The sequence below is a fragment of the Flavobacterium coralii genome (assembly GCF_019891545.1).
In the GTDB taxonomy this organism is placed as follows: domain Bacteria; phylum Bacteroidota; class Bacteroidia; order Flavobacteriales; family Flavobacteriaceae; genus Flavobacterium; species Flavobacterium coralii.
Map to the genome: position 1 here is coordinate 150210 of NZ_JAHDIU010000001.1, position 21954 is coordinate 172163.

At 41.3% G+C, this 21954-nt stretch carries 15 protein-coding genes and 1 other RNA gene; 8 read left to right on the top strand and 8 right to left on the bottom strand.

What is annotated here, in order from left to right:
* Positions 1-63: 63 nt before the first annotated feature.
* Complete coding sequence (locus KJK34_RS00690; RefSeq protein ID WP_223051924.1) at positions 64-3369, bottom strand: T9SS type B sorting domain-containing protein; 3306 nt, start codon at positions 3367-3369, stop codon at positions 64-66.
* A gap of 331 nt (positions 3370-3700) precedes the next feature.
* Between KJK34_RS00690 and rpsA the strand changes: the two genes are divergently transcribed.
* From rpsA to KJK34_RS00705, 3 genes are all read left to right on the top strand, one after another.
* Positions 3701-5467: a 30S ribosomal protein S1 gene (gene rpsA / locus KJK34_RS00695; protein ID WP_223051925.1), complete on the top strand. Its 1767-nt coding sequence runs from the start codon at positions 3701-3703 to the stop codon at positions 5465-5467.
* 245 nt (positions 5468-5712) lie between these two features.
* Entirely contained in the window at positions 5713-6162 is a 450-nt protein-coding gene (locus tag KJK34_RS00700) for a hypothetical protein (RefSeq protein ID WP_223051926.1), read from the top strand.
* Between the two features lie 86 nt (positions 6163-6248).
* A complete protein-coding gene (locus tag KJK34_RS00705; RefSeq protein WP_223051927.1) occupies positions 6249-6806 on the top strand; it encodes a fasciclin domain-containing protein in 558 nt (185 codons plus the stop codon).
* Positions 6807-7136: 330 nt separating this feature from the next.
* Here the strand turns inward: KJK34_RS00705 and KJK34_RS00710 are convergent, their stop codons facing one another.
* Positions 7137-8189, bottom strand: a complete 1053-nt coding sequence (locus KJK34_RS00710) for a glutaminyl-peptide cyclotransferase (RefSeq protein WP_223051928.1) — start codon at positions 8187-8189, stop codon at positions 7137-7139.
* A gap of 88 nt (positions 8190-8277) precedes the next feature.
* Between KJK34_RS00710 and ffs the strand changes: the two genes are divergently transcribed.
* The 4 genes from ffs to fsa all read left to right on the top strand — a co-directional run bounded on the left by ffs (position 8278) and on the right by fsa (position 10673).
* An RNA gene (gene ffs / locus KJK34_RS00715) (signal recognition particle sRNA small type) lies at positions 8278-8376 on the top strand.
* 70 nt (positions 8377-8446) lie between these two features.
* Positions 8447-9253 carry an SDR family oxidoreductase gene (locus KJK34_RS00720; RefSeq protein WP_223051929.1) on the top strand — a complete coding sequence of 269 codons (807 nt, stop codon included), beginning with the start codon at positions 8447-8449 and terminating at the stop codon, positions 9251-9253.
* 30 nt (positions 9254-9283) lie between these two features.
* Positions 9284-9991 (top strand): hypothetical protein, encoded by a 708-nt coding sequence (locus tag KJK34_RS00725; RefSeq protein ID WP_223051930.1) that lies wholly within the window; start codon positions 9284-9286, stop codon positions 9989-9991.
* Between the two features lie 25 nt (positions 9992-10016).
* Positions 10017-10673, top strand: a complete 657-nt coding sequence (gene fsa / locus KJK34_RS00730) for a fructose-6-phosphate aldolase (protein WP_223051931.1) — start codon at positions 10017-10019, stop codon at positions 10671-10673.
* Between the two features lie 209 nt (positions 10674-10882).
* On the opposite strand, the gene KJK34_RS00735 is transcribed toward fsa, so the two are convergent.
* The 4 genes from KJK34_RS00735 to KJK34_RS00750 form a co-directional block, all read right to left on the bottom strand.
* Entirely contained in the window at positions 10883-11812 is a 930-nt protein-coding gene (locus tag KJK34_RS00735) for an NAD(P)/FAD-dependent oxidoreductase (protein ID WP_223051932.1), read from the bottom strand.
* A gap of 87 nt (positions 11813-11899) precedes the next feature.
* Complete coding sequence (locus KJK34_RS00740; RefSeq protein WP_223051933.1) at positions 11900-13720, bottom strand: chloride channel protein; 1821 nt, start codon at positions 13718-13720, stop codon at positions 11900-11902.
* 72 nt (positions 13721-13792) lie between these two features.
* Complete coding sequence (locus tag KJK34_RS00745) at positions 13793-14461, bottom strand: DNA alkylation repair protein (protein WP_223051934.1); 669 nt, start codon at positions 14459-14461, stop codon at positions 13793-13795.
* Positions 14458-15042, bottom strand: a complete 585-nt coding sequence (locus tag KJK34_RS00750; RefSeq protein WP_223051935.1) for an acyl carrier protein phosphodiesterase — start codon at positions 15040-15042, stop codon at positions 14458-14460. The genes KJK34_RS00745 and KJK34_RS00750 overlap by 4 nt, the downstream gene beginning before the upstream one ends.
* Before the next feature lie 140 nt (positions 15043-15182).
* Here KJK34_RS00750 and glmM point away from each other — a divergent pair, with 140 nt between their 5' ends.
* Positions 15183-16574: a phosphoglucosamine mutase gene (glmM, locus tag KJK34_RS00755; protein ID WP_223051936.1), complete on the top strand. Its 1392-nt coding sequence runs from the start codon at positions 15183-15185 to the stop codon at positions 16572-16574.
* Positions 16575-16625: 51 nt separating this feature from the next.
* Here glmM and KJK34_RS00760 read toward each other — a convergent pair whose 3' ends face one another.
* Positions 16626-17360, bottom strand: a complete 735-nt coding sequence (locus KJK34_RS00760) for a YdcF family protein (RefSeq protein WP_223051937.1) — start codon at positions 17358-17360, stop codon at positions 16626-16628.
* A gap of 84 nt (positions 17361-17444) precedes the next feature.
* Positions 17445-21932 (bottom strand): choice-of-anchor I family protein, encoded by a 4488-nt coding sequence (locus KJK34_RS00765; protein ID WP_223051938.1) that lies wholly within the window; start codon positions 21930-21932, stop codon positions 17445-17447.
* Positions 21933-21954 lie beyond the last annotated feature (22 nt).

The window sequence follows — 21954 nt, forward strand, 5'->3', positions numbered from 1 at the left end:
ATGTAATTTATTCTTGCTGTTGTTATGTAATTACGAAATTTACAAGTAAATGGTTTTCAGTCACTACCTTACCATAGAAAAGTGCCCTTTATATTCTTTACCGTTTTCACGAACCACTACAAACCAGTAGTCTGTACTGGGCAGTTTGTTGCCGTTAAAGGTACCATCCCAACCCTGGCTGTTCGCGCCAAATGATGTTATAACCTTACCATAACGGTCAAAAATATACACCTTCATGTTTGGCTCCTTTATAGCATAAGCTATCCTCCAGGTATCATTAATGTTGTCTCCGTTGGGAGTAAAGAACTTAGGATAGGTGAGCAAAAATGCTTCCCCGGCATCCAGCCCGCATTCAAATTTATCCCTTACATATACATTATAAGGCCCTGGTGCCAGCCCGGCAAAGGTATTACTGTCCTGGTAGTTAATACCGTCTATAGAATATTCATAGTTTTCTATATTAGCACTATCTTCCAGCAAAACTGTTATAACATTATCTTCATCAGTCCAGTCTTCTACTTCTATGCGCGCTATCTCGGGTGCAGAAGAGGCTGTTATGGTGATTTCATTTGTAGCTTCGCAGCCGTACTGGTTTTCTACCGTCAGGGTATATATGCCTGCCTCACTTACAATGATATTCCTTGTTGTTGCCCCTGTAGACCATAAGTAACTCTCAAAACCCGCATCAGCAATAACAAGTATGCTTTCGCCTTCGCAAAGGCTGCGCGTGTTATCCATATTAAACTGGGGCAGCGGCCTCACTATAACATCAAAAGCTGTAATTGCAATACAGTCTGCATCGGCATTGCTGGTTATCCTCGCATATAGTGTAGTTGTGCCTGTAGTTGCTGTATAATTATCATCAAGCACGTTTGTACCATTTTCTGCATCAGTAAGGGTGCTGTGGTAGGTGAGCGTTACATTATTTATATCCTGCCCGTCAATAACAAGGTCATCCTGTTCAGAAAGATCAAAAATTTCGGTGTTATCATCCCCATCATCGCACCGCTCAAGGTCGGGTGGGGTAGATGCATACACAAGCGATGGCAGGTCGGCAACGTTAAAAGACCAGGTGTCAAAATTGCCGCAGGGGTCGTCAACCCTTACCTTGTAGGACGCAGATTCTAACCCTGTAAATATATTGTTGTTGCCGTTGTCTATTATAAATGAAGTGTCACCATTTTTTTCGATAATGCGGTATTGCATAGGCTCCGCACCAACGGCATTAACTTCTATATCGGCAATATCTCCGGCACATGTAAGGCTGCTTACGCCCAAAATATCGAGGTTATCATAAAAATCAAATTCTTCAAGTACTTCAATACATATTTTTGTTGGTTCGCCACTGCCGAAAGTCTGGAACACTTTCAGCACACGAAATGAACCTGTAGTGATGTTGGTATATAACGTTTCACCATTGGTCATTAGCTTAGCGTTCAGTTCAGTTGGCTGGCTGCCTTCAGGATAAATGTTATTGGTAGTAGGATGCCCCCATTCATTCGTTTCAGTATTAATTAATTTCTGAAACCAGAAGGAAAGCGAAACACTGGCGTTACTGGTGTGTTGCAGGCCAACATCAAACGAGCCGCAGTACCTTGTAACATCAACTTCAGATTCTGTTACTGTATATGCCGGTACGTTCGCTGTTACTTCCGTTTCGGGAGTACAGTTGGTAGTAACCTTAACTTTATATTGCCCCGGCGGTAGGTTATCCATATATAATGTACCAAGGTTAGATATATATGCGGCTGCATCAAAAGGGGTTGTGCCAAACTCCGGAGGCGCTACGGTAACTATGGCAGAAGTAAGTGCATAATTACCACCGACCCTTAATGTGCCAAAACCCTCTGTGCAATCGGGGCGGGCAATAGGGCTTATACCTCCTGCTGAAAAATCAGGTATAACAACTTCTTTCGGATAAATGTTGCCGCAATCATCTTCAACTTCAAAAAGATAGGTACCCGGGGGCAGGCTTCCTATCTCAACCGCATCATCATCATTAACATATCCTGACAAGTCAAAAGGCATCTCATTATTTTCAGTAAATTCTACAGGGCCATCTACTATTTGCCCTCCTATGAGTACAAAACCGGGCACTGTTACAACTGTACGGCCCAGGTTATTTTCGCAATCGCTGTTAAACACTGCGGCCTCTGCCTCCGGTTCAAATTCTTCCAGTTCAATACTTATATCTTCAGAGCGTCCGCAGGCATCTGTAACAGTAAACTCATATATACCGGGAGGTACAGGTACTCCTTCGCCCCCATACTGAACCAGGTTTCCCCAGAAAGTAGGATGTTCAGTGTTAAGTTCTTCAGGGTTAAAGCCATCGGGAAATTCTGTAAACTTTATGTTAAAGGGTGGAACATACTTAAAGATATTCAGCAACATAAATTTATCACCGCAGCCTGCATTATCGAAACCTGCAACAGCAGTTAATTTTTGCCTTATCAGGTTATTGGGCATATTATAAGTTGTGCCGCAACCATCTGTAAATACTACATCATAATAATAATTGGTGTCGTAATAGAACGGTATTTCAATTTGTACCATCATTTGTGGTGGCGATTGAGAACCCACCGCAGTTACATTATAGGTTATGGGGTCGCTTCCGTCTGGCGGATATATAGTAAATATTGCCGTAATGGGTAAAACCATTGGGATATCAGGGTCTTGTGGGTCTATAGTATGCCTTAATGTTATCAAGTCGCACGCAGGCAACGCTAAGTCGGGAAATATGCCGTTGCTTATTGATAGTACTGATGCAGCCGAAAGCACTGTAACCGTTTTTACAATTCCCTCTCCGCATGCATCTATAACCCTAACCGAATATACTCCTGCAGGAAGCCCTTCAAAAGTATCAGATTGCTGAGGTGCTACTGTAACAGGGCCGGATAGTATTTCATAGCTTACAGGGTTACCCTGGCTCACATTTGTATATATAACCCCGTCATTACAGGTGCTGGGTGAGCTGGTTACCTGATAATCGAGTGCTGCGATTACATCTAAAACTGTAACTTCCTGCTGCGCAGTGCTTGTATTGCCGTTAACAGTTTGCGAAGCAATAACAAGATAATCGCCATCTGTAAGGTTACTAACGGTGGTACCGGTATTGTTATAAATGGGTGTTGTAGTGTTGGGTAATGCAAAAACCTGGAAATTTACAGGGGGTGCAGGTGCGGCATTGGTAACCGTAAACGAAAGTGAGCCATTGCCGGGACAGGTTTCGTTGGTTACTGCAACAGAAAGCTCAAGCTCCTGTGCCTGCAGCGTTACCGGAAAAAACCATACAAGTATCAGGACACAAATCTTTAAAACGATATGTGCACGACAAAAGGCAGCGCCTGTCATGTCATAATTTAGTTTCATAGCAAAAAATTAAGTTTCCCTCTTAATTTTTCAGGTTTTTTTTCCGTTGACTAAGATAATTAAAATATTCTGTATAAAAACATTGTTAATTTATTTGTAGTTAAAAGTTATATATAAAACAATTTTATAATTATTTCAATGCAACATGTACGGTTACCATATGTAAAGGTGTACTATTTGTTTGTATATCAAAAAAATAGTTGTACTTTTGCACACCTTTTGGCGGATATGGGTTTCCTTAAGGTGTAATTATAAAAATGTAAAACACTTCTGTTGTTGCTGCCGTATGAAACCCCGGTTAACACAGGATACAAATATTTAAGAATCAGACATGTCTGAGCAAACAAAAACAAAAGAAGAATTTCTGCAGGAGTTTAACTGGCACAACTTTGAAGAAGGTATAGACCCGGTAGATGAAAACAACCTGAAGGAGTTTGAAGATCTAGTTGCAAAAACCTTTATAGATACCGACAGTGATGAGGTGGTTGAAGGTACTGTAGTAAGAATCACTGACAGGGATGCTATCGTTGATATCAACGCAAAATCGGAAGGTGTTATCTCTCTTAACGAATTCCGTTACAACCCTAACCTTAAAGTTGGGGACAAAGTAGAAGTACTTATAGATGTTCGTGAAGATAAATCAGGACAACTTGTACTTTCTCACAAAAAAGCACGTACAATTAAGGCTTGGGACAGGGTTATCAATGCTAACGAAACAGGAGAAATCGTTAATGGTTTTGTTAAGTGCAGGACTAAAGGCGGTATGATTGTAGACGTTTTCGGTATTGAGGCATTCCTTCCGGGTTCTCAGATAGACGTAAAACCAATCAGGGATTACGATCAGTATGTAAATAAAACTATGGAATTTAAAGTTGTGAAAATCAACCACGAATTCAAAAACGTAGTAGTATCTCACAAAGCACTTATCGAAGCTGATATCGAGATCCAGAAAAAAGAAATCATCGGGCAGCTTGAAAAAGGCCAGGTACTTGAAGGTGTTGTTAAAAACATTACTTCATACGGTGTGTTCATCGACCTTGGAGGTGTTGACGGTCTTATCCACATTACCGACCTTTCATGGAGCCGTATTAACCACCCAAGCGAAGTGCTTGAGCTTGACCAGAAGCTTAACGTTGTTATCCTTGACTTTGATGATGAGAAAACACGTATCCAGCTTGGTCTTAAGCAGCTTCACCCGCACCCGTGGGATGCGCTTGACGCAAACCTTTCTGTAGGTGATAAAGTTAAAGGTAAAGTAGTGGTTATTGCTGACTACGGTGCATTTATAGAAGTTGCCGAAGGTGTGGAAGGACTTATCCACGTAAGCGAAATGTCTTGGTCTACGCACCTGCGTTCTGCCCAGGATTTCGTAAAAGTGGGTGACGAAGTTGAGGCTGTTATCCTTACTCTTGACAGGGATGACCGTAAAATGTCTCTTGGCATTAAGCAGCTTTCTCAGGATCCTTGGACTGATATCACTTCTAAATATCCTGTTGGCTCTAAGCACACAGGTATCGTTAGGAACTTTACAAACTTTGGTATATTCGTTGAGCTTGAAGAAGGTATCGACGGCCTTATCTATATCTCAGACCTTTCATGGACTAAGAAGATTAAGCACCCAAGTGAGTTTGTAAACGTTGGCGATAAGCTTGATGTTGTAGTTCTTGAGCTTGATGTTGAAGGACGCAAACTTTCTCTTGGACACAAACAAACCCAGGCTAACCCTTGGGATAAATATGAAGATTCTTTCGCTGTAGGTACTGTACACACAGGTGAGATATCTGAAATTGTTGACAAAGGCGCTACCGTAGAGTTTAACGATGATATCGTTGCCTTTATACCATCTCGCCACCTTGAGAAAGAAGACGGCAAGAAACTTAAAAAAGGAGAATCTGCCGACTTTAAAGTAATTGAGTTCAACAAAGAATTTAAAAGGGTAGTTGCATCGCACACTGCTACTTTTAAAGATGAAGAAGAGAAAAATGTTAGGACTGCACAAGAGTCTAACTCTTCAAACAACAATGCAGAGAAAACCACCCTTGGTGATATCGATGCACTTGCTGAACTTAAAGAAAGAATGGAAAAAGGAGAGAAGTAATCTTTTCTTAACCTGATATATAAAAGCCCTTCCGGTAACGGAGGGGCTTTTTGTTATATTTGAATTTAACTTATCAACTATGAAAAAAATATTTTCATCTATTGTAATGCTATTGATATTTGCTAATTGTGGTAATAACGAAAAAAACGTTTCCAATAAGGGTAATTCGTATAATGTTGATACTTATTTAATAAAGAAAACACCATTTTTTCTTGAGACAAATCCTTTAAGAAGAGTAACATTTAGTGGATACATTCAAATTATACAGACAGGATAGTTACGAATTTGAACATAATATTTTAAACGATAAGGAAGCTAAATTGTTAGACTTAACAGTTGATAAATATTATTATAAAAATGGTATTATGTTTATCTATGATGCGCCGGCAAGTTTTCATGATACATTACAATTTAAAAAAGATTCAATGCTTTTTAACCGGTATGTACTTAACCCTTCAGCTTCAAAGTTTATTCGTTATAAGGATACTGTATACGAAATAAGGAAATGTAAATACAAAAAACAAACTACTGTAGAATCTGGTTCTGCAAATTACTATTTAAATGAAGATTTAGGTCTTATTTTAAGTAAGCATATAAATTTAAACAGCGGGTGCGTGAGGTACGGAACTACACCTAAAGCTGTTTTTTTACAAAATGCGATAATTCAGGATTCTTTATTCTTTAAATTTCAATAGTTAAATTTTTCTAAAATCTGTTTTAGCCTTAAAACTGTACAATTTGAGTCAACGTATATGATGCTATAACTTAAAAGCAATCAATTATGAAAACTCTGAAATTTTTATCTGCGGCAATCTTTGCATTCACGCTAATGTGCGGCACAACTACTTTTGCACAAAAAGCAAAAACAGTGGGTGGTGCGCCCATGTATCCTTCTAAAAATATTATAGAAAACGCCGTAAACTCTAAAGACCACACTACGCTTGTTGCAGCCGTAAAAGCAGCCGGGCTGGTAGAAATACTTCAGGGTAAAGGCCCTTTTACTGTTTTTGCACCTGTTAATGCCGCTTTCGATAAACTGCCTGCCGGTACTGTGCAGACACTTTTAAAGCCGGAAAACAAGCCTATGCTTCAGGGTGTGCTTACGTATCATGTTGTAGCAGGTAACTGGAGTGCTGCCGATATAATGGCTGCCATTAAAAAGAACGGCGGTACCTATGAAGCCAAAACTGTACAGGGAGGTAAACTGGTATTTAAAATGGAGGGCAAAGACCTTGTGGTAATAGATGAAAAAGGCGGTAAAGCTAAAATAACCATTGCAGATGTAAACCAAAGCAATGGTGTTATACACGTTGTTGACACTGTGTTGATGCATAAATAGTGTATCCCCCCGTTTTTATATATATTTTAGACGAAAGCCTCCCTGTTTTGTGCGGGAGGCTTTTTTTATTAATTTTGATGAAAAGCTAAAACTGTGGAAGTGATTAAAGAAATCATCAGGGCAATAGGCTATTTCTTTACAAGGCTATTTCAGTTTATACTTCTTATTGCTGGCTTCATGCTGATAGAATATCTTGTGATGAGAAATTTTACTTTCTCTTCTGATACACAACGTTTACTTAGCAGCTTCTTTAAATATACGCCCCTTGCTGTTTTTTTAGTGTTTATAATTAGCCACAGGATAAAACAAATGCGAAGCACGGATTAACTACTACTGTTTGATTTTTATTTCAAACATCTTATCCCAGTTTTTACCGGTTACAAAAATTGTTTTTGTTTTTGGGTTGTAGGCAATACCATTAAGTACATCAAGATCAGGGTGCTTGGTAACCTGCTGTTTTAGTTCTGTAAAGTTGATAATGTGCTCTACAGCACCCGTAGCTGGGTTTATAATAGCAATAGCATCCTGTTGGTAAACATTGCCATATATTTTACCGTCAATCCATTCCAACTCGTTAACCGCCTTAATTTTGCTGTTGTTGGTATATACATTTACGTAGTCAACTTCTTTTAGCGTTTCAGGGTCCAGCTTCCATATCTTTTCGGTGCCGTCGCTTTGGTACAGGTGTGTGCCATCATTGGTTAATCCCCAGCCCTCAATATCTTTAAAATAGTTGAACTCTTTAATCTTCTCAAAAGTATCGGCATCATATATAAAGCCGGTTTTTTCGCGCCAGGTAAGCTGGTACACCTTGTTATTGATAACTGTTATACCTTCGCCAAAATACCTGTCTTCCTGTTCAACTTTCTTGTAAACCTCTCCGGTTTTATAGTTTACTTTGCGCAGGCTGGAGTGTTGGTAACGCCCTGTCCCTTCATAAAGTGTGTCACGGTAAAACTCAAGCCCCTGTGTATAGGCTTGTATATCATGCGGATATACATTTACAATTTCATATTCCAGCAGTTCGGGTTTCACATCGCTTACAAGTTCTATACGCCCTGTTGTTTCAGCATTATCTCCATCATAATATACAACCGCTTTTATATTCTGGTAACCAAACTTTTTTCCGTTCAAGGCGATATCAAGCGGCGCATTTCCTTTCACAGAGCCTGCCCTTGTGTCATTTATAAAATAGGCAACAGAATCAATTTCTTTATTTTTAGCGTTTACCAGCTTTAATGAAAGTGTTTCCTGCGGCTGGTATTGCTGCTTCATGGCAGAAGTATCTATGCTGAATAAATTATTTTTTACTGTTTCGTCATCTTTACACGAATTTAGTGCTGCTGCCAACGAAATGAAAGCTAATACTTTAAGTGTTTTCATGGTTGTATTTATAGGTAAAGCAATATACAATTGTATTCTTAAAACGCCAATTGCCTTGCAAAAATATAAAAATATAGTATCTTTGCACCGGCAAGTCCTACACGACCAGCTCCTGCAGAATCCTCCAGGGTGGGAACACAGCAAAGGTATGCGGTTGTAGCGGTGCGATGTAGGTCGCTTGCCATTTTTTGTTTTATTTGATGAGGTCTCCCACGCGGAGATTTTTTTATTTTTGGACATTACAAAAACGCGCTGCAATGGAAAAAAAAGTAGTACTGATTACAGGAGGCTCCTCCGGTTTGGGCAAATCTATAGGCACATTTCTTAAAGATAAAGGTTATACCGTATATGGCACAAGCCGTAACCCTGAAAATGTAGAAGGTACTCCTTTTCCGCTCATAAAGCTGGATGTTCGTGATGCCGAAAGCATAAAGGCAGCCATTGCAGAGCTAATACAACTTGAAGGCAGGGTAGATGTACTTATAAATAATGCAGGCGTGGGCATAACGGGTCCGCTTGAGGAAATACCTGCATCTGAAATAAAGAATAATTTTGAAACCAACCTTTTTGGCCCGATAGAAGTGATGAAGGCTGTTTTGCCACACATGCGCAGCCAGAAGTTTGGGCTTATAATCAATGTAACGTCTATTGCCGGATATATGGGATTGCCCTACCGCAGTGTATATTCGGCTTCTAAGGGCGCGCTTGAACTGATAACCGAGGCACTGCGTATGGAGGTTAAAAGTTTTGGCATTACCATTACCAATGTTGCACCGGGCGATTTTGCCACTAATATTGCCGACAGGCGTTACCATGCACCGCTTGTTAAGGGTTCGGCTTACGAGGAAAGCTACGGGCGTACCCTGCAAATGATGAATGAGCATGTAACCTCCGGCAGCAACCCAAATGAAATGGCAGAAGCGGTTTATGCCATTATGAAAGACCCTAACCCGAAAGTACATTATAAGGTGGGTGCCTTCATGCAAAAGTTTTCTATTGTGCTTAAAAGAATATTGCCGGACAAGGTGTACGAAAAATTGCTGATGAATCATTATAAATTGTAGTTTTGCGGCCGTCAACCAATTAAAACACAAATGAGAAAAATTTTACTATCGCTGGTGCTCATGGCAGCAGGTACATTTACGGCTACGGCACAGGATTATACAGAAAGCCAGGAAGGCTTCCTGTTAAATTTTGGTGTTCATTATGGCATTGGGTTTTCCGGGAGTTACGAATACTACAATGACTGGGAGAGGGATTACCGCCGCGAAAATAACAGGGGGCTTACATTAGATGTCAGCCTGTATTACAAACTGGATAATTACAACTGTATCGGTTTTGTATATACCAACTATTCAACCGATATGGAAACGAGTAATGTATATGCTTATGCACCGGGCAATGATTATGAACCTATCGGCATAACTGATGTAAGGAATGAGGTAAGCGTTTCGTTATATGCACCGTCTTATATGGTTAACTTCAGGCTGCCTGAAAATACCCGCCATGAGTTTAACATTGAGCAGGCTATCGGTTACATTCGTTATAAGGAAGATGCTTACTATCCTGAGCTTTATGAAATAAGGGGTGGCGGTATCGGCTTTTTAAGTTCTTTAAGCTACAGGTATGAAATTATTGATAATTTTGTAATAGGCCCCAAAATCAGCTATACAACGGGTATAGTATTCGGATTAAATGTAACAGGCCCGGGTAATTATGATGCTAATATTGGTTTGCTGGATGATGATATGCGTTCCGTAAACAGGTTTGATGTAGGTCTATCGGCATGTTACCGTTTTTAAACAGAAACAACATAATTTTTACAATATGAAATTTTTTATTGATACAGCTAACCTCGACCAGATAAGGGAAGCACAGGCACTTGGTGTTTTAGATGGTGTTACCACAAACCCTTCGCTTATGGCAAAAGAGGGTATAACAGGTAAAAACAACATCCTTAAGCACTATGTAGATATTTGCAATATAGTGGAAGGCGATGTAAGTGCCGAAGTAAATGCTGTAGATTTTGAAGGCATGGTTAAGGAAGGCGAGGAGCTTGCCGAACTGCACGAGCAGATAGTAGTTAAACTACCAATGACACAGGATGGTGTAAAAGCAGCTAAGTATTTTTCCGACCGTGGTATTAAAACAAATGTGACCCTTGTGTTTAGCGCAGGGCAGGCATTGCTTGCAGCAAAAGCAGGTGCTACTTATGTTTCTCCTTTTATAGGCCGTCTTGATGATATTTCTACCGATGGGCTTAACCTGATAGACGAGATACGCCAGATATATGATAACTACGCATTCGAGACACAGATACTTGCTGCTTCGGTTCGCCATACTATGCATATCGTAAACTGTGCCAAGATTGGTGCCGATGTTATGACCGGGCCGCTTAGCGCCATCACGGGGCTTTTAAAGCACCCGCTTACTGACTCTGGCCTTGCACAGTTTATTGCTGATTACGAAAAGGGAAACAAGTAATCTTACACATTTAAAGATTATTATTTAAGTGTATTTCCATTTCGACTGAAATGGAGAAATCTAAACTATATAAAGGGGCTGTCTCAAAAGTGCTTTTACCAGCATTTTGTCATTCCGACGATAGGAGGAATCTTAACGAAATCAACTATTTAAGATTCTTCACTTCGCTATCGCTTCGTTCAGAATGACACTTTTGAGACAGCCCCCTTTTATGCTTTTACTTTTTCAAGCTTAAAAGCCTCGGCAATAAATTGCTTATTGATGGTTGCCCCGGCTTTGTTACCCGCAGCAACAGCATTAGCCACAGAGCGGAACAGCGTTAGGCAGTCGCCTGCCGCATATACTCCGGGTACAGAGGTTTCCATAGTTTTGCTCACCTGTACAAAACCATGCTCGTTAAACTCACAGCCCATTTTTTCAGGAATAGAACATTGTTGTATAAAGGGTAGTTGTGTGAACAGTGCATCTATATACTCGGGTTCAGTATCTTCAAAAGTAAGCTGGGTTACATATCCGTTATTATGCGCTATAGCGCATATTTCATTTTCAACCACTTTAACGTTATGGTTGTTAAGCAATAAAACCTCCTCATCACTTAGTGTGCTGGTGCCGTTGGTAAACAATGTAAGTTCGCCGGCCCAGTGGCAAATGGTTTTAGCCATTTCAAAGCCCATATCGCCATTGCCGATAACGCCAAGCCTTTTGCCCGCCACTTCATACCCGTGGCAGTAGGGGCAGTGCAGTATGCTTTTGCCCCAGCATTCGGCAAAGCCTTCTATTTTGGGTAGGGTATCTATAATCCCGGTAGTAAATAATAGTTTTTTAGCAGTAAAGCTGCTGTTTGCTTTCGTCGATACAGTAAAACTATTACCCTCTTCAAAAGCATCAGTTACTGTGTCTTCTAGAAAATGAACGGTTGGATAGTTTTTAACCTGTGCTTTTGCTTTTTCGCGTATGGTAAACGGCGTTTCACCATCCTGTGTGATAAAGTTATGCGATTCAGGTGCCTGGGCGTTGCAGGGGTTGCCATTATCAATAACCAGTACATTGCGCAGTGAGCGCCCCAGCGCAAGCGCTGCGGAAAGCCCTGCGTAGCTTCCGCCTATAATAATTACATCAAAAGTTTGTTGGTTTTCCATTGCCATAAGTTGTACTGTAAAAGTATTAAACCATTATGGCAGCGCGTTGCAGTTTAACGTAACTTAAACGTTTGTTTTGCAGCAGTTTTATTCAATAACTATTTCCTTCAGCTTTTGGCGGTAGGCTTCCAGTATTTTAGATTTAAATACAAAACCGTAGTAACGCTCATCTTTAAGAATGGGCAGGTAATCAGTTCCCGCAGCATCAAATTTTTCCATGATGCTTTCAACAGAATCTTCAATAGAAACTACCTCGCGCGGTGAGGCTATCATTTCTTCCAGCTTACTGTATTTAATCTTAAAAGGACTAAAAACCAGATGCCTTATCGAGTTAAAATCTACAATGCCTATGAGCCTGTTTTTTTCGTCTGTAACGGCAAAAATATTTTGGCTGGTGGTAGAGAGCAGGTTAATAACATCATCGGGCTTATGCGTTGTCTGTATCGTTTTTATATCGGTTGTTACCACGCTCAGCAGGTCGATGCTCGAAAGTATGTTACGGTCTTTATCGCTGGTAAATACCTGGCCTTCTTCGGCAAGGTGCTTAATGTCCATAGAGTGTTTTTCGAACTGTTTCGATACGGCAAAGCTTACAGATGACACTATCATAAGCGGCAGCATCAGGTTGTAGCCGCCTGTAATTTCACCAATAAGGAAGATGGCTGTAAGTGGTGCATGAAACAGCCCGCTAAGTATGCCCGCCATACCCACTATTGTAAAATTACCGACAGGTAAATCCCTGTCAAGCCCTATAAGGTGTACAAACTTGGCAACAAAAAAACCGAGATAGCTCCCCACAAATAAAGACGGTGCAAAGTTACCACCATTACCCCCGCTGGAAAGTGTAAGCCCTGTTGCATATACCTTTACCAGCATAGTAACACCTACAAAAGCAAGTAAAACCCAGCCGTTGTGTTTAAACTCTTCTAAAACGGTATTATTAAGTAATGCTTCCGGGTTGGGGTTTGCCAAAACTTTTATGCTTTCATAACCTTCGCCAAATAGCGTGGGCAGTAAAAATATTAGTGCTGCAAGCGGCAGTGCGCCATAAAGTGCTTTACGGTAATCGCCATTGCGCATTTTAGCAAAATGGGCTTCTATCTTCTGGAATTTACGGGCATGGTAAACCGATACCAGCCCACCCAGTATGCCTAAAAGAATGTAGTAGGGAATGTTATGGTAATCAAAAGAATGCTGTTGGCGGAATGAGAGCAATACTTCTTCATTAAGCACAACGGTTGATACTATGGCGCCAGTAGCAGCCGATATCATTATCGGTATAAATGCGGTTATGCTAACATCTGCTAGTACAACTTCTATGGCAAAAAGTACACCGGTTATAGGCGCATTAAATGCTGCTGCTATACCGGCAGCCACACCACATGCTAAAAGTAATATCCTGTCTTTCTTGCTTAGCTTGTATTTTTGGGCAAAGTTAGAGCCGAACGCTGCCCCGGTAATGGTAATGGGTGATTCAAGCCCCGCCGAACCGCCAAGACCAACCGTTAATGAGCTTGTTACAATCTGCGCATACATTTGCTTTCTGGGCATAATACCACCCCGCTTGGCAACGGCATACAATATGCGGGAGCTGCCTTTTTCTATTTTACCACCTAAAACCTTGCGTACCACAAAAACAGTGAGAATTATACCAACAATAGGCAAAAGGCTGTTAATGTATGGCAGCTTTAAATAGCCGTTTATATAATTTGCAAAAAGAAATACATTGTGTGCAAACCCCTTAAGCACAATAACCGCAAATGCAGTAGATACAGACACCAGTACGGCAGAAACATAGATAAACTGCCTTTCGCTAAGGAGGCTCTTAATAATAAAAAATAAAGTTTCAACGCGGCGGACATTGTTCCGGAAGAACAAGCGGACTTTTGAAACGTTACGGTTAAGCATCTGTTATCGTGAAAAGTTAGATAAATTGTACAGATTGCGAAGTTACTTCATTTAAAAAAAATACAGCAGGTTTTACAGATTTTTTAAAGCTTCGCGCTTACTTAAGGGCTTCAGTCCGGCTTCGTTTACAAAATTACGTACAGCTTCGGGATTGGTTTTACCATACTCGCGAAGCGCCCAGCCAATAGCTTTCTGAATAAAAAACTCTTTAGAATGTTTGTGCTTTAAACATTCGCTGAAAAGGATATGCATATCAGTAGTTTTTTTATAACCAAGCTGAAATAGTATAGCACTACGGTTAAGCCACATATTTTCTGAATCTGAGAACCTTTGTATTACTAAATGGGTTTCATGAGGGTATTGCTTCAAATAGTCACCAAGCATATATTTGGCAAGTACATCTACGCTGTCCCACCAGGAGTGTGTCACAATCAGAAATTCAATTAGCACTACATCTTCTTTACGGTATTTCTTTTTGAGTTCTTTTATCAGTATTTCAATAGCGCAGTAATGATATTCACGTTGCGGTAGGGCATAAAGCTGTTTTGCCAGTTCACGCGGATGTTGAGACACTTCATCTTTATGCTCCTGCCAAACCTGCTTCAGTAAAGCTCTCCGCAAATCAGTCTTTATGCCCAGAAAAGGAAAATTATCCTTCATATACTTCTGCATGGCTCCTGCATTTTCAGCAGATGTATTTTCCTGAAAAACCGATTGTAGTCTGCCGATAAAGCCTGTCATATTTTGCTGGTTTTTTCTTTGACATATTGCCGCAGGTCTTCAAAGAATACCCTGAACTCTTCTTCAAAATCCTCATAAAATTCTGTAAGCTGTTTAACAGCATTCCCCATACCCGATTTATTTGCGGTGCGCCTGTCCATCTGTTTTAAGATTCCCCCAATACCTTCTACACTTGCATAGCTGCCCAGCCAGTCCTGTTTAATCATGTAAGGTACCATGCCTTTTGTTTTTTCAGGGAGTATAGTTTCGTTTTCCTGTAAAAGCGTATAGAAACCATTTGTATAGTCCTGCAACGATTCACTATGATACTCATTCCAGTTCTTTGCCAGAAAATGATCATAAAAAATATCAATTATCACTCCCGAATAGTGGTGATAATAGGGGTGCAGCCTTTTTGTACTCTGCCTGAAAACGGGGTGTGCATCAGTATAGGTATCTATAAACCTGTGCAGCACAATGCCTTTTTTTACCTCTTCAGGCAAATCTTCAGGCGGTTGCCCGTGTATGCCATCGGCAATAAAGTTGCCGATTTTAAGCAGGTTGTTATCGCCCGAAAGGTAAATATGTGCGAGGAAATTCATACTCCCAATGTAGTGAATTGTTTTATGGCTGCAAAATGCAACTGCAACATTGCTTAATTTTACAGAAAAAGTAAAGCTTTCATAATGTTAAAATTTGTGCTAAGCCTTATATTTGCGTTAACCGAAAAACCAACAGAATTATGACGTTAATCAAATCTATTTCAGGTATCAGGGGAACAATTGGCGGTAAAACCGGCGACAACCTTACACCCGTAGATGCTGTAAAATTTGCATCTGCCTATGGTACCTGGCTAAAAAAACACTCAGGAAAAGATAAAGTAACCGTTGTTATAGGCCGCGATGCCCGTATTTCGGGCCCCATGATACACAACCTTGTAATGAATACTTTGGTGGGCCTTGGTATAAATGTGGTGGATTTAGGGCTTTCTACAACGCCAACCGTTGAAGTTGCCGTACCGCTTGAAAAAGCCGACGGTGGTATTATACTTACTGCCAGCCACAATCCTAAACAGTGGAATGCACTAAAGCTGCTGAATGAAAAAGGCGAATTTTTGAGTGGTGCCGATGGTGCCGAAATACTTAAAATAGCCGAAGCCGAAGCTTTTGACTTTAGCGATGTTGACAATTTAGGTGAAGTAACACAGAATGATGCCTACATGGATATTCATATTGATGAGGTACTTAACCTGCCGCTTGTTAATACTGAGGCTGTAAAAGCTGCCGGTTTTAAAGTGGTGGTAGATGGCGTAAATTCATCGGGAGGTATTATAATCCCGAAACTGCTGGAGCAGATGGGGGTAGAGGTGGTAAAGCTGTACTGTGAACCAAACGGACATTTTCCGCACAACCCGGAGCCTTTAAAAGAGCACCTGGGCGATATATGCAAGCTGGTAACAGATGAGAAAGCTAACTTTGGTATTGTGGTAGATCCTGATGTTGACAGGCTTGCGTTTATATCTGACGACGGCGAAATGTTTGGTGAAGAATATACGCTTGTGGCCTGTGCCGATTATGTACTCAGCAAAACACCGGGTAACACGGTAAGCAATATGTCATCATCGCGCGCGCTGCGCGACATAACCGAAAAGCATGGCGGCAGCTATGAGGCCAGTGCCGTAGGCGAGGTAAACGTGGTAGAGCTGATGAAAAAGAATAATGCTATAATAGGCGGCGAAGGTAACGGCGGTATCATTTACCCTGAACTGCACTACGGGCGCGATGCGCTTGTGGGTGTTGCTTTGTTCTTAACCTATCTTGCCCAAAATAACATACAGTCGGTTGCAGCGCTAAGGGCATCTTACCCGCAGTACTACATGAGCAAAAATAAGATAGAGCTTACACCGCAAATAAATGTAGATGCCATTCTGGAAGGTATGGCAGGCAAGTATATTGATGAAAAAGTAAGTACTGTTGACGGTGTCAAAATAGACTTTGCCGATGAATGGGTACACCTGCGTAAATCGAACACAGAGCCGATTATACGTATCTATACCGAAGCGCCAACACAGGCCAAGGCAGATGCCCTTGCAGAGCGCATAATCAATGAAATAAAAGAAATAGCGGGAATATAAGCTTCTCGTAATAATATATAATAATAAACCTGCGGCGGTGTCGCAGGTTTATTATTTAAACCATTTGTAATACAGCATGCCCAGATATTCGTGCATTGCTTTTTCTGTATAAGTAATTTTTTGTGCCGAAGGCGACCAAGTGTAAAGCATACTTTCAGCATCGTGCTTAATGTAATAATCGGCAGGAGCCGCTACAGGGTTTAGCCCTGCCTGCTTAAATGTTTGTATGGCGCGCGGCATGTGCGAAGCACTTGTAACTACTATTATTTTTTTATCTTTTCCCGCATATTTTTTTACAGCCATAGCTTCTTCCCATGTTGTTTTGGGTTGCAGTAGCATTATACTGTCATCTGCTTTAACGCCTAAGGCAATGGCTGTCTGTGCCATTAGTTCGGCTTGGGATACTTTATTACCTTCCGCATAACCCGAGGTTATGAATCTACACCTGTTCATCTTATTGTAAATACGGACACCCTCCATTAACCGGGAACGTGCAATACCTGAAAGGCAATGACTTGCAGAAAGTGAACTGTCGTTCACATGGCCTCCGCCCAGTACTATAATTGGAGTGCCTTCCGGTACCTGTGGTGTATCAAGCGGTTTGTATTGCTGCTCAAGGTTACGCATAAGCCATATCGGCAACGGGCTTACAGAAAAGATAAAAAGTTCTGTAATAGCAATTATTACCAACAGCCGCGCTGTTTTTTTGCGTTTCATTGCATTTAGTACCAAAGCAAGAAGCAGCAGTATCCAAAAGAGGTATATAGGGCTTATAAGTTTTTCCATAGTCAGGCTTATGGTTTGTAAAGTTAAAAAAAATCCTGCCCGGTAGGGCAGGATATAAAAATCAAAAACAAGTCACAAAAAACATTATTTTACAATAAGTTTCTTTACAATACCTTCTTGTGTCCTGATAAGGTAAATACCTGATGCCATTGCAGAAGTATCAAGCTTAAGCGCCTGCTTTTCGGTGTGCAGCAGTTTGCCGTTTATATCATAAACTTCAATATCGGCAGCACGGTTAAAGTAAGCCACTCCCTGTACCGATGGGTTAGGGAACACATTAAAGGTTTTTGGCAGGGCTGTAAAATCGCCCGTGTTAAGGTTAGTAACATCTACCTCATATATTGTAAGCGTACCGCTTATCTCGTTAGCTACAATTATATAATTCTTGCCGTCAGGGCTTTCAGTATCATTGATAAAAGTGATGCCTTCCGGGCCGTGGTCACCTTCATAGGCTGTAGTGCTCCTGTTGTTCTTATAATCGGTAAATACTGCATTTGCAGGGTCGGTAATGTCATAAACCATAACGCCGCCAATCCTTTCAAGGCTTATAAAGGCAAAAGTACGGTTCAGGATAGTAGCTACCGTTACACCTTCCGGCTCAGGGCCTTTGGCACGGCTACGGCCTTTTTGGTCGTTATCTTCACTATCTGCATTAAATATAGGATTGAAAGCAGGAGTCATTGCAGTGTACATCTCGAAATCATCACCGCTGTCAAACACTATTTGTTTAGTATCAGCATTGAATATAGAGAATGAGCGTGAACCTACACAGTATATTTCCTCAAATTGGGTGTCGTTGTCTGTGTCACCATCAAGATTGGTAACCCTCATCCTGCCGGCGTTGTGGCTCTTTTTAAGCATTGCAGCTTGCGGGAACTCAGCAGCATCAAGTACATAGCCGTTGTTGCCAATGGTTGTCCTTTCTTCAAAACCATCATACTCTTTTTCGTCACCTTCGTTAGCGGTTACAATATAGTTTACACCGTTAACACTGTATGTGGCAACTGCATCCGGAATATAATAAGCATTTATAGGCCAGTTGGCTATAAGTATTTCGCCGTTGTTATCAGAAATATCAAAACCGTTACCCGGCAGGCTCATATCTTTAGTGCCAAGTGCCCATACATCCGCTATGCTTGTGTTAGTCAGGTCTATTTCTGCAATAGCGTTATTTTCCTGAAGTGTTACCCATGCTTTTTGTGAGTCGGCACTTACAGCTACATATTCAGGTTCAAAATCCTGTGCCATAGTGCTTTCGGCTTTCAGTTTCCTTACACCCGAAGCTATAAGGGCAGTTTCCTGTGCATTGTAAGCATTAAAATCAAGTGTGGTAACGTCAGCATCGGTTAGGTTAGCCATACCGCCTGTAACATCTATTACACTTACAGAACCTTCAGGGTCTATGCTGTAGTCGCTGTTTGGTTGTCCTTCATTAGCTGTAATTACTTTAGTGCCATCTGGAGTAAAAGTAATATTATCCGGCAGTGCGCCAACAGTTACCTGGCTCTGGAACACACCCTCTGCATTAAAGAATACTACAGAACCGTTTAGGTGCTCTTCTGCATTTGGAGAAGCCACGGCTACCATGCCGTTTTTAACCGCTACGCTGGTAACGCCGCCATAAGGGTTCATGTCAACAGAGTTGATTACTTCCGGAGACTCAGGGTTAGAGAAGTCTATTACATCAAGGAAACCTGCCACAGCACTTGTAGTAAAAAGCCTTTCTGTAGCCGGGTCATAAGCCACGATCTCGCAGGTGCTTGAGTTAGTGCCTGAAGGGTCGAAGCTGCCAACATACTGAAGCTCTATGTCCTGAGTTGGCTCAGGTGCCATACGGTCGTTATCCTTTATGTAAACCGTTGCAAATGTTTCACCTGTAATATTTATGTTTACAGGGTTTTCAAGGCTTAATACAAAGTATTCGGCATGTTGCTCTTCCTCTGTATCATCAATTACAGGTATGCTTATAGTTTGCGTAAGCTCGCTTGTACCTGTAAAAGTAAGTGTTGTAGTAGTATACGTAAAGTCGTTACTGTCTGCAGTACTGAAAGGAGCAGCCTTAAGTACTAAATCTACCGAGCTTGCAGCAGGGCCTGCAAGGTTAAGCACTATGTTTACGCTTCCTGCCGCTTCATCTGTTACAATAAATTCAGATTCGAATGCAATTTCAGTATTGTAAGTAAAGCCGTAAACGTATTCACAAGCCATAGTAAGGCCTGCTTCATCTTCAATATTATTGATGGTAAGTTCATAAGAGCTGCCACCTTCAAATGCAGATGAATAAGTAAGTGTTACTACATTACCGTTTACAGCAGCACTTGCAAGGCCATTTATACCTGTATAATTTGCAATATCAGAAGCTGAAGCCGCTTCAAGTTCGTTATTGAATGTAATCTGGATAGTAGTATTGTTTAAAATGCTTATTCCCTGAACATTTGGAGAGCTTGGGAAGTTCCACACAGGCCATGTTTGTGCCGGAGTACCTGCAGCAACACCCACCCAGTTAGCAGGGTTAAGAATAGCTGCTTTAAGCTCGGCAGGAGTACCTTCTGTAGTACCGTTATAATAAGCATTGGCAGTATTTCCTGCATCATTACCCGGTGCTGTGCTAAGGTTAACAGCACTAACGCCATCTGCTAAACCTGCAGGAAGCATAGAATTGCTGCCGCTGCACTCTGTATTGGTAGTTAGCCATGCATTAGAGCTCATTGCCGTAATATAGTTTGGCATGGCAGCCGAACCTGTATAGACGATTACCTGGTCTCCACCAGAGCTAAGCCCGAAGCTGTTACCTGTAACCGTACCTGTATTAGATAGTAGTGCATCTGTTTGTATTGTAATAACAGATCCTGCCGGGACACACTGCGTGGCAGTCCACATAATGGCTTCGCCACACTGTGGTTGTGCATTTGTTGTGTATTTAGAGTCAGTCAGGTATATAAAAGTACCCGGAGCTATATCTACAAAAGTAATTAGCGCCACTTCATCTTCTGTAGAAGAAGCATTCATCCTGTACGCTACTACAGCCATATCGCCTGCAGCAAACTGTGTTTGTACCGCGATAGTGGTGAAAACTGAAGATTGACCGGTTGCAACAACATTATCACTAAAATCTTCTACCATGTTAGGCAGTAAGGCTACATAATACTGCTGCCCGTTAAGTAAATCCGCATCAGGTGTTATTGTAATAGTGTTATCGGCAAAAATAGTTGTAAACGGAACCATAGCGCCCGAAGCATCCTCAAGACGAAGCTCCACTAAAGAAGCTGCGTTTGCTGAGGTAATAGGGGTGTTATCTGCCATCCTTACATTTTCATTGAAAGAAAAAGAAGGCATAACATCTACCGGAAGGAAATTAGAAAGGTTTGCCGGTGTAATGGTAACCATAGGGGCGGTAGTATCTGTAGTACCTTCCATTGGCGTACCGATAACTGTAATGTTATCAAACCTGTTGTTACCACCTGAACCTGATGCATTAGCACCGCCAAAATTTATTTTCAGTATAAAATCTGCATTGTCCTCAGCACCTTCAATTCCAGAAAAATCAAGGGTTACTATGCTAAAGCTTGTTGTAGGGTTAAAGGTAGTTGTTGCCAAACCTGCACTTGTGTAGGTAGCACCACCATCTAAACTGTATGAGTAGTATTGCTCTGTAGCACCCGAGTTTGTTCTTGTAGTGGCAAAGCTAACCTCTATGTTTTCATAACCTGTTGTAGGGAAAGCGATAAGAAAATCGCGTGATGCACTTGGGTTACGCGGCCTTAGTGCATTACCCTCTGTATCGCCGTTTTGTGCATTTAAAAGTGAGCCTTCATCTACACCATCCATATAGCCTGCACCTGTACCGGGATAGGTTATCTGTGCAGTACCGGCAACAAGAGAAAGATCTGAAACTACTGCTGTAGTGGTAACGCCATCCTGCACTGATGTGTTAAAGTTCCAGTAATGAATAAGCGTTTCAGATGGTACGGGTGTAGCCATAACTGCAAGGTTATCAAACCTGTTATTGCCGCTTGTACCGGCAGCGTTTGCACCGCCAAAGTTAATCTTGAAGATAAAATCTGGGTTGTTGGCAACACCTGCAATACCCGAAAAATCTACTGTTGAAAGTGTATAGCTTTCTGTAGGGTTAAATGTGGTTGTGGTTAAACCTGTAGTGCTGTAAGTAGCACCACCATCAATACTGTAACTATAGTATTGTTCGGTAGCGCCAGAGCCTGTTCTTGTTACAGCAAAAGTAACCATAACATTCTGGTAGCCCGTTGTTGGGAATGCAATAAGCAGGTCGCGCGTGTTGCTTGGGTTTCTTACCCTTAGCCCGTTTCCGGCTACGGCTCCCATTTGTGCATTAAGTATATCACCCGAAACATCGTCCATGTAACCGGCGCCTGTGCCCGGATAGGTTATAGATGTTTCCCCCGTAATAAGAGAATAATCAGCAGGTACATCTGTAAGGGTGCTGCTTACGGAATTAAAGTTCCAGTAATGCACCAAATCCTGCGCTGTAGCAGCGAATGTTACTAAGCAGAAAGCCAGTAACATAAGTGCTTTTTTTAGATAGTTGTTCAACATGATTTAGTAGTTTGTTAATAAT

What these genes read in the sequence shown, in the direction of transcription:
- KJK34_RS00710 (WP_223051928.1), bottom strand. Translation starts at nt 8,189, where the DNA reads ATGAAAACACTTAAAGTATTAGCTTTCATTTCGTTGGCAGCAGCACTA.
- KJK34_RS00735 (WP_223051932.1), bottom strand. Translation starts at nt 11,812, where the DNA reads ATGGAAAACCAACAAACTTTTGATGTAATTATTATAGGCGGAAGCTAC.
- KJK34_RS00750 (WP_223051935.1), bottom strand. Translation starts at nt 15,042, where the DNA reads ATGAATTTCCTCGCACATATTTACCTTTCGGGCGATAACAACCTGCTT.
- KJK34_RS00740 (WP_223051933.1), bottom strand. Translation starts at nt 13,720, where the DNA reads ATGCTTAACCGTAACGTTTCAAAAGTCCGCTTGTTCTTCCGGAACAAT.
- KJK34_RS00720 (WP_223051929.1), top strand. Translation starts at nt 8,447, where the DNA reads ATGGAAAAAAAAGTAGTACTGATTACAGGAGGCTCCTCCGGTTTGGGC.
- KJK34_RS00725 (WP_223051930.1), top strand. Translation starts at nt 9,284, where the DNA reads ATGAGAAAAATTTTACTATCGCTGGTGCTCATGGCAGCAGGTACATTT.
- KJK34_RS00765 (WP_223051938.1), bottom strand. Translation starts at nt 21,932, where the DNA reads ATGTTGAACAACTATCTAAAAAAAGCACTTATGTTACTGGCTTTCTGC.
- KJK34_RS00690 (WP_223051924.1), bottom strand. Translation starts at nt 3,369, where the DNA reads ATGAAACTAAATTATGACATGACAGGCGCTGCCTTTTGTCGTGCACAT.
- KJK34_RS00745 (WP_223051934.1), bottom strand. Translation starts at nt 14,461, where the DNA reads ATGACAGGCTTTATCGGCAGACTACAATCGGTTTTTCAGGAAAATACA.
- fsa (WP_223051931.1), top strand. Translation starts at nt 10,017, where the DNA reads ATGAAATTTTTTATTGATACAGCTAACCTCGACCAGATAAGGGAAGCA.
- rpsA (WP_223051925.1), top strand. Translation starts at nt 3,701, where the DNA reads ATGTCTGAGCAAACAAAAACAAAAGAAGAATTTCTGCAGGAGTTTAAC.
- KJK34_RS00760 (WP_223051937.1), bottom strand. Translation starts at nt 17,360, where the DNA reads ATGGAAAAACTTATAAGCCCTATATACCTCTTTTGGATACTGCTGCTT.
- KJK34_RS00705 (WP_223051927.1), top strand. Translation starts at nt 6,249, where the DNA reads ATGAAAACTCTGAAATTTTTATCTGCGGCAATCTTTGCATTCACGCTA.
- glmM (WP_223051936.1), top strand. Translation starts at nt 15,183, where the DNA reads ATGACGTTAATCAAATCTATTTCAGGTATCAGGGGAACAATTGGCGGT.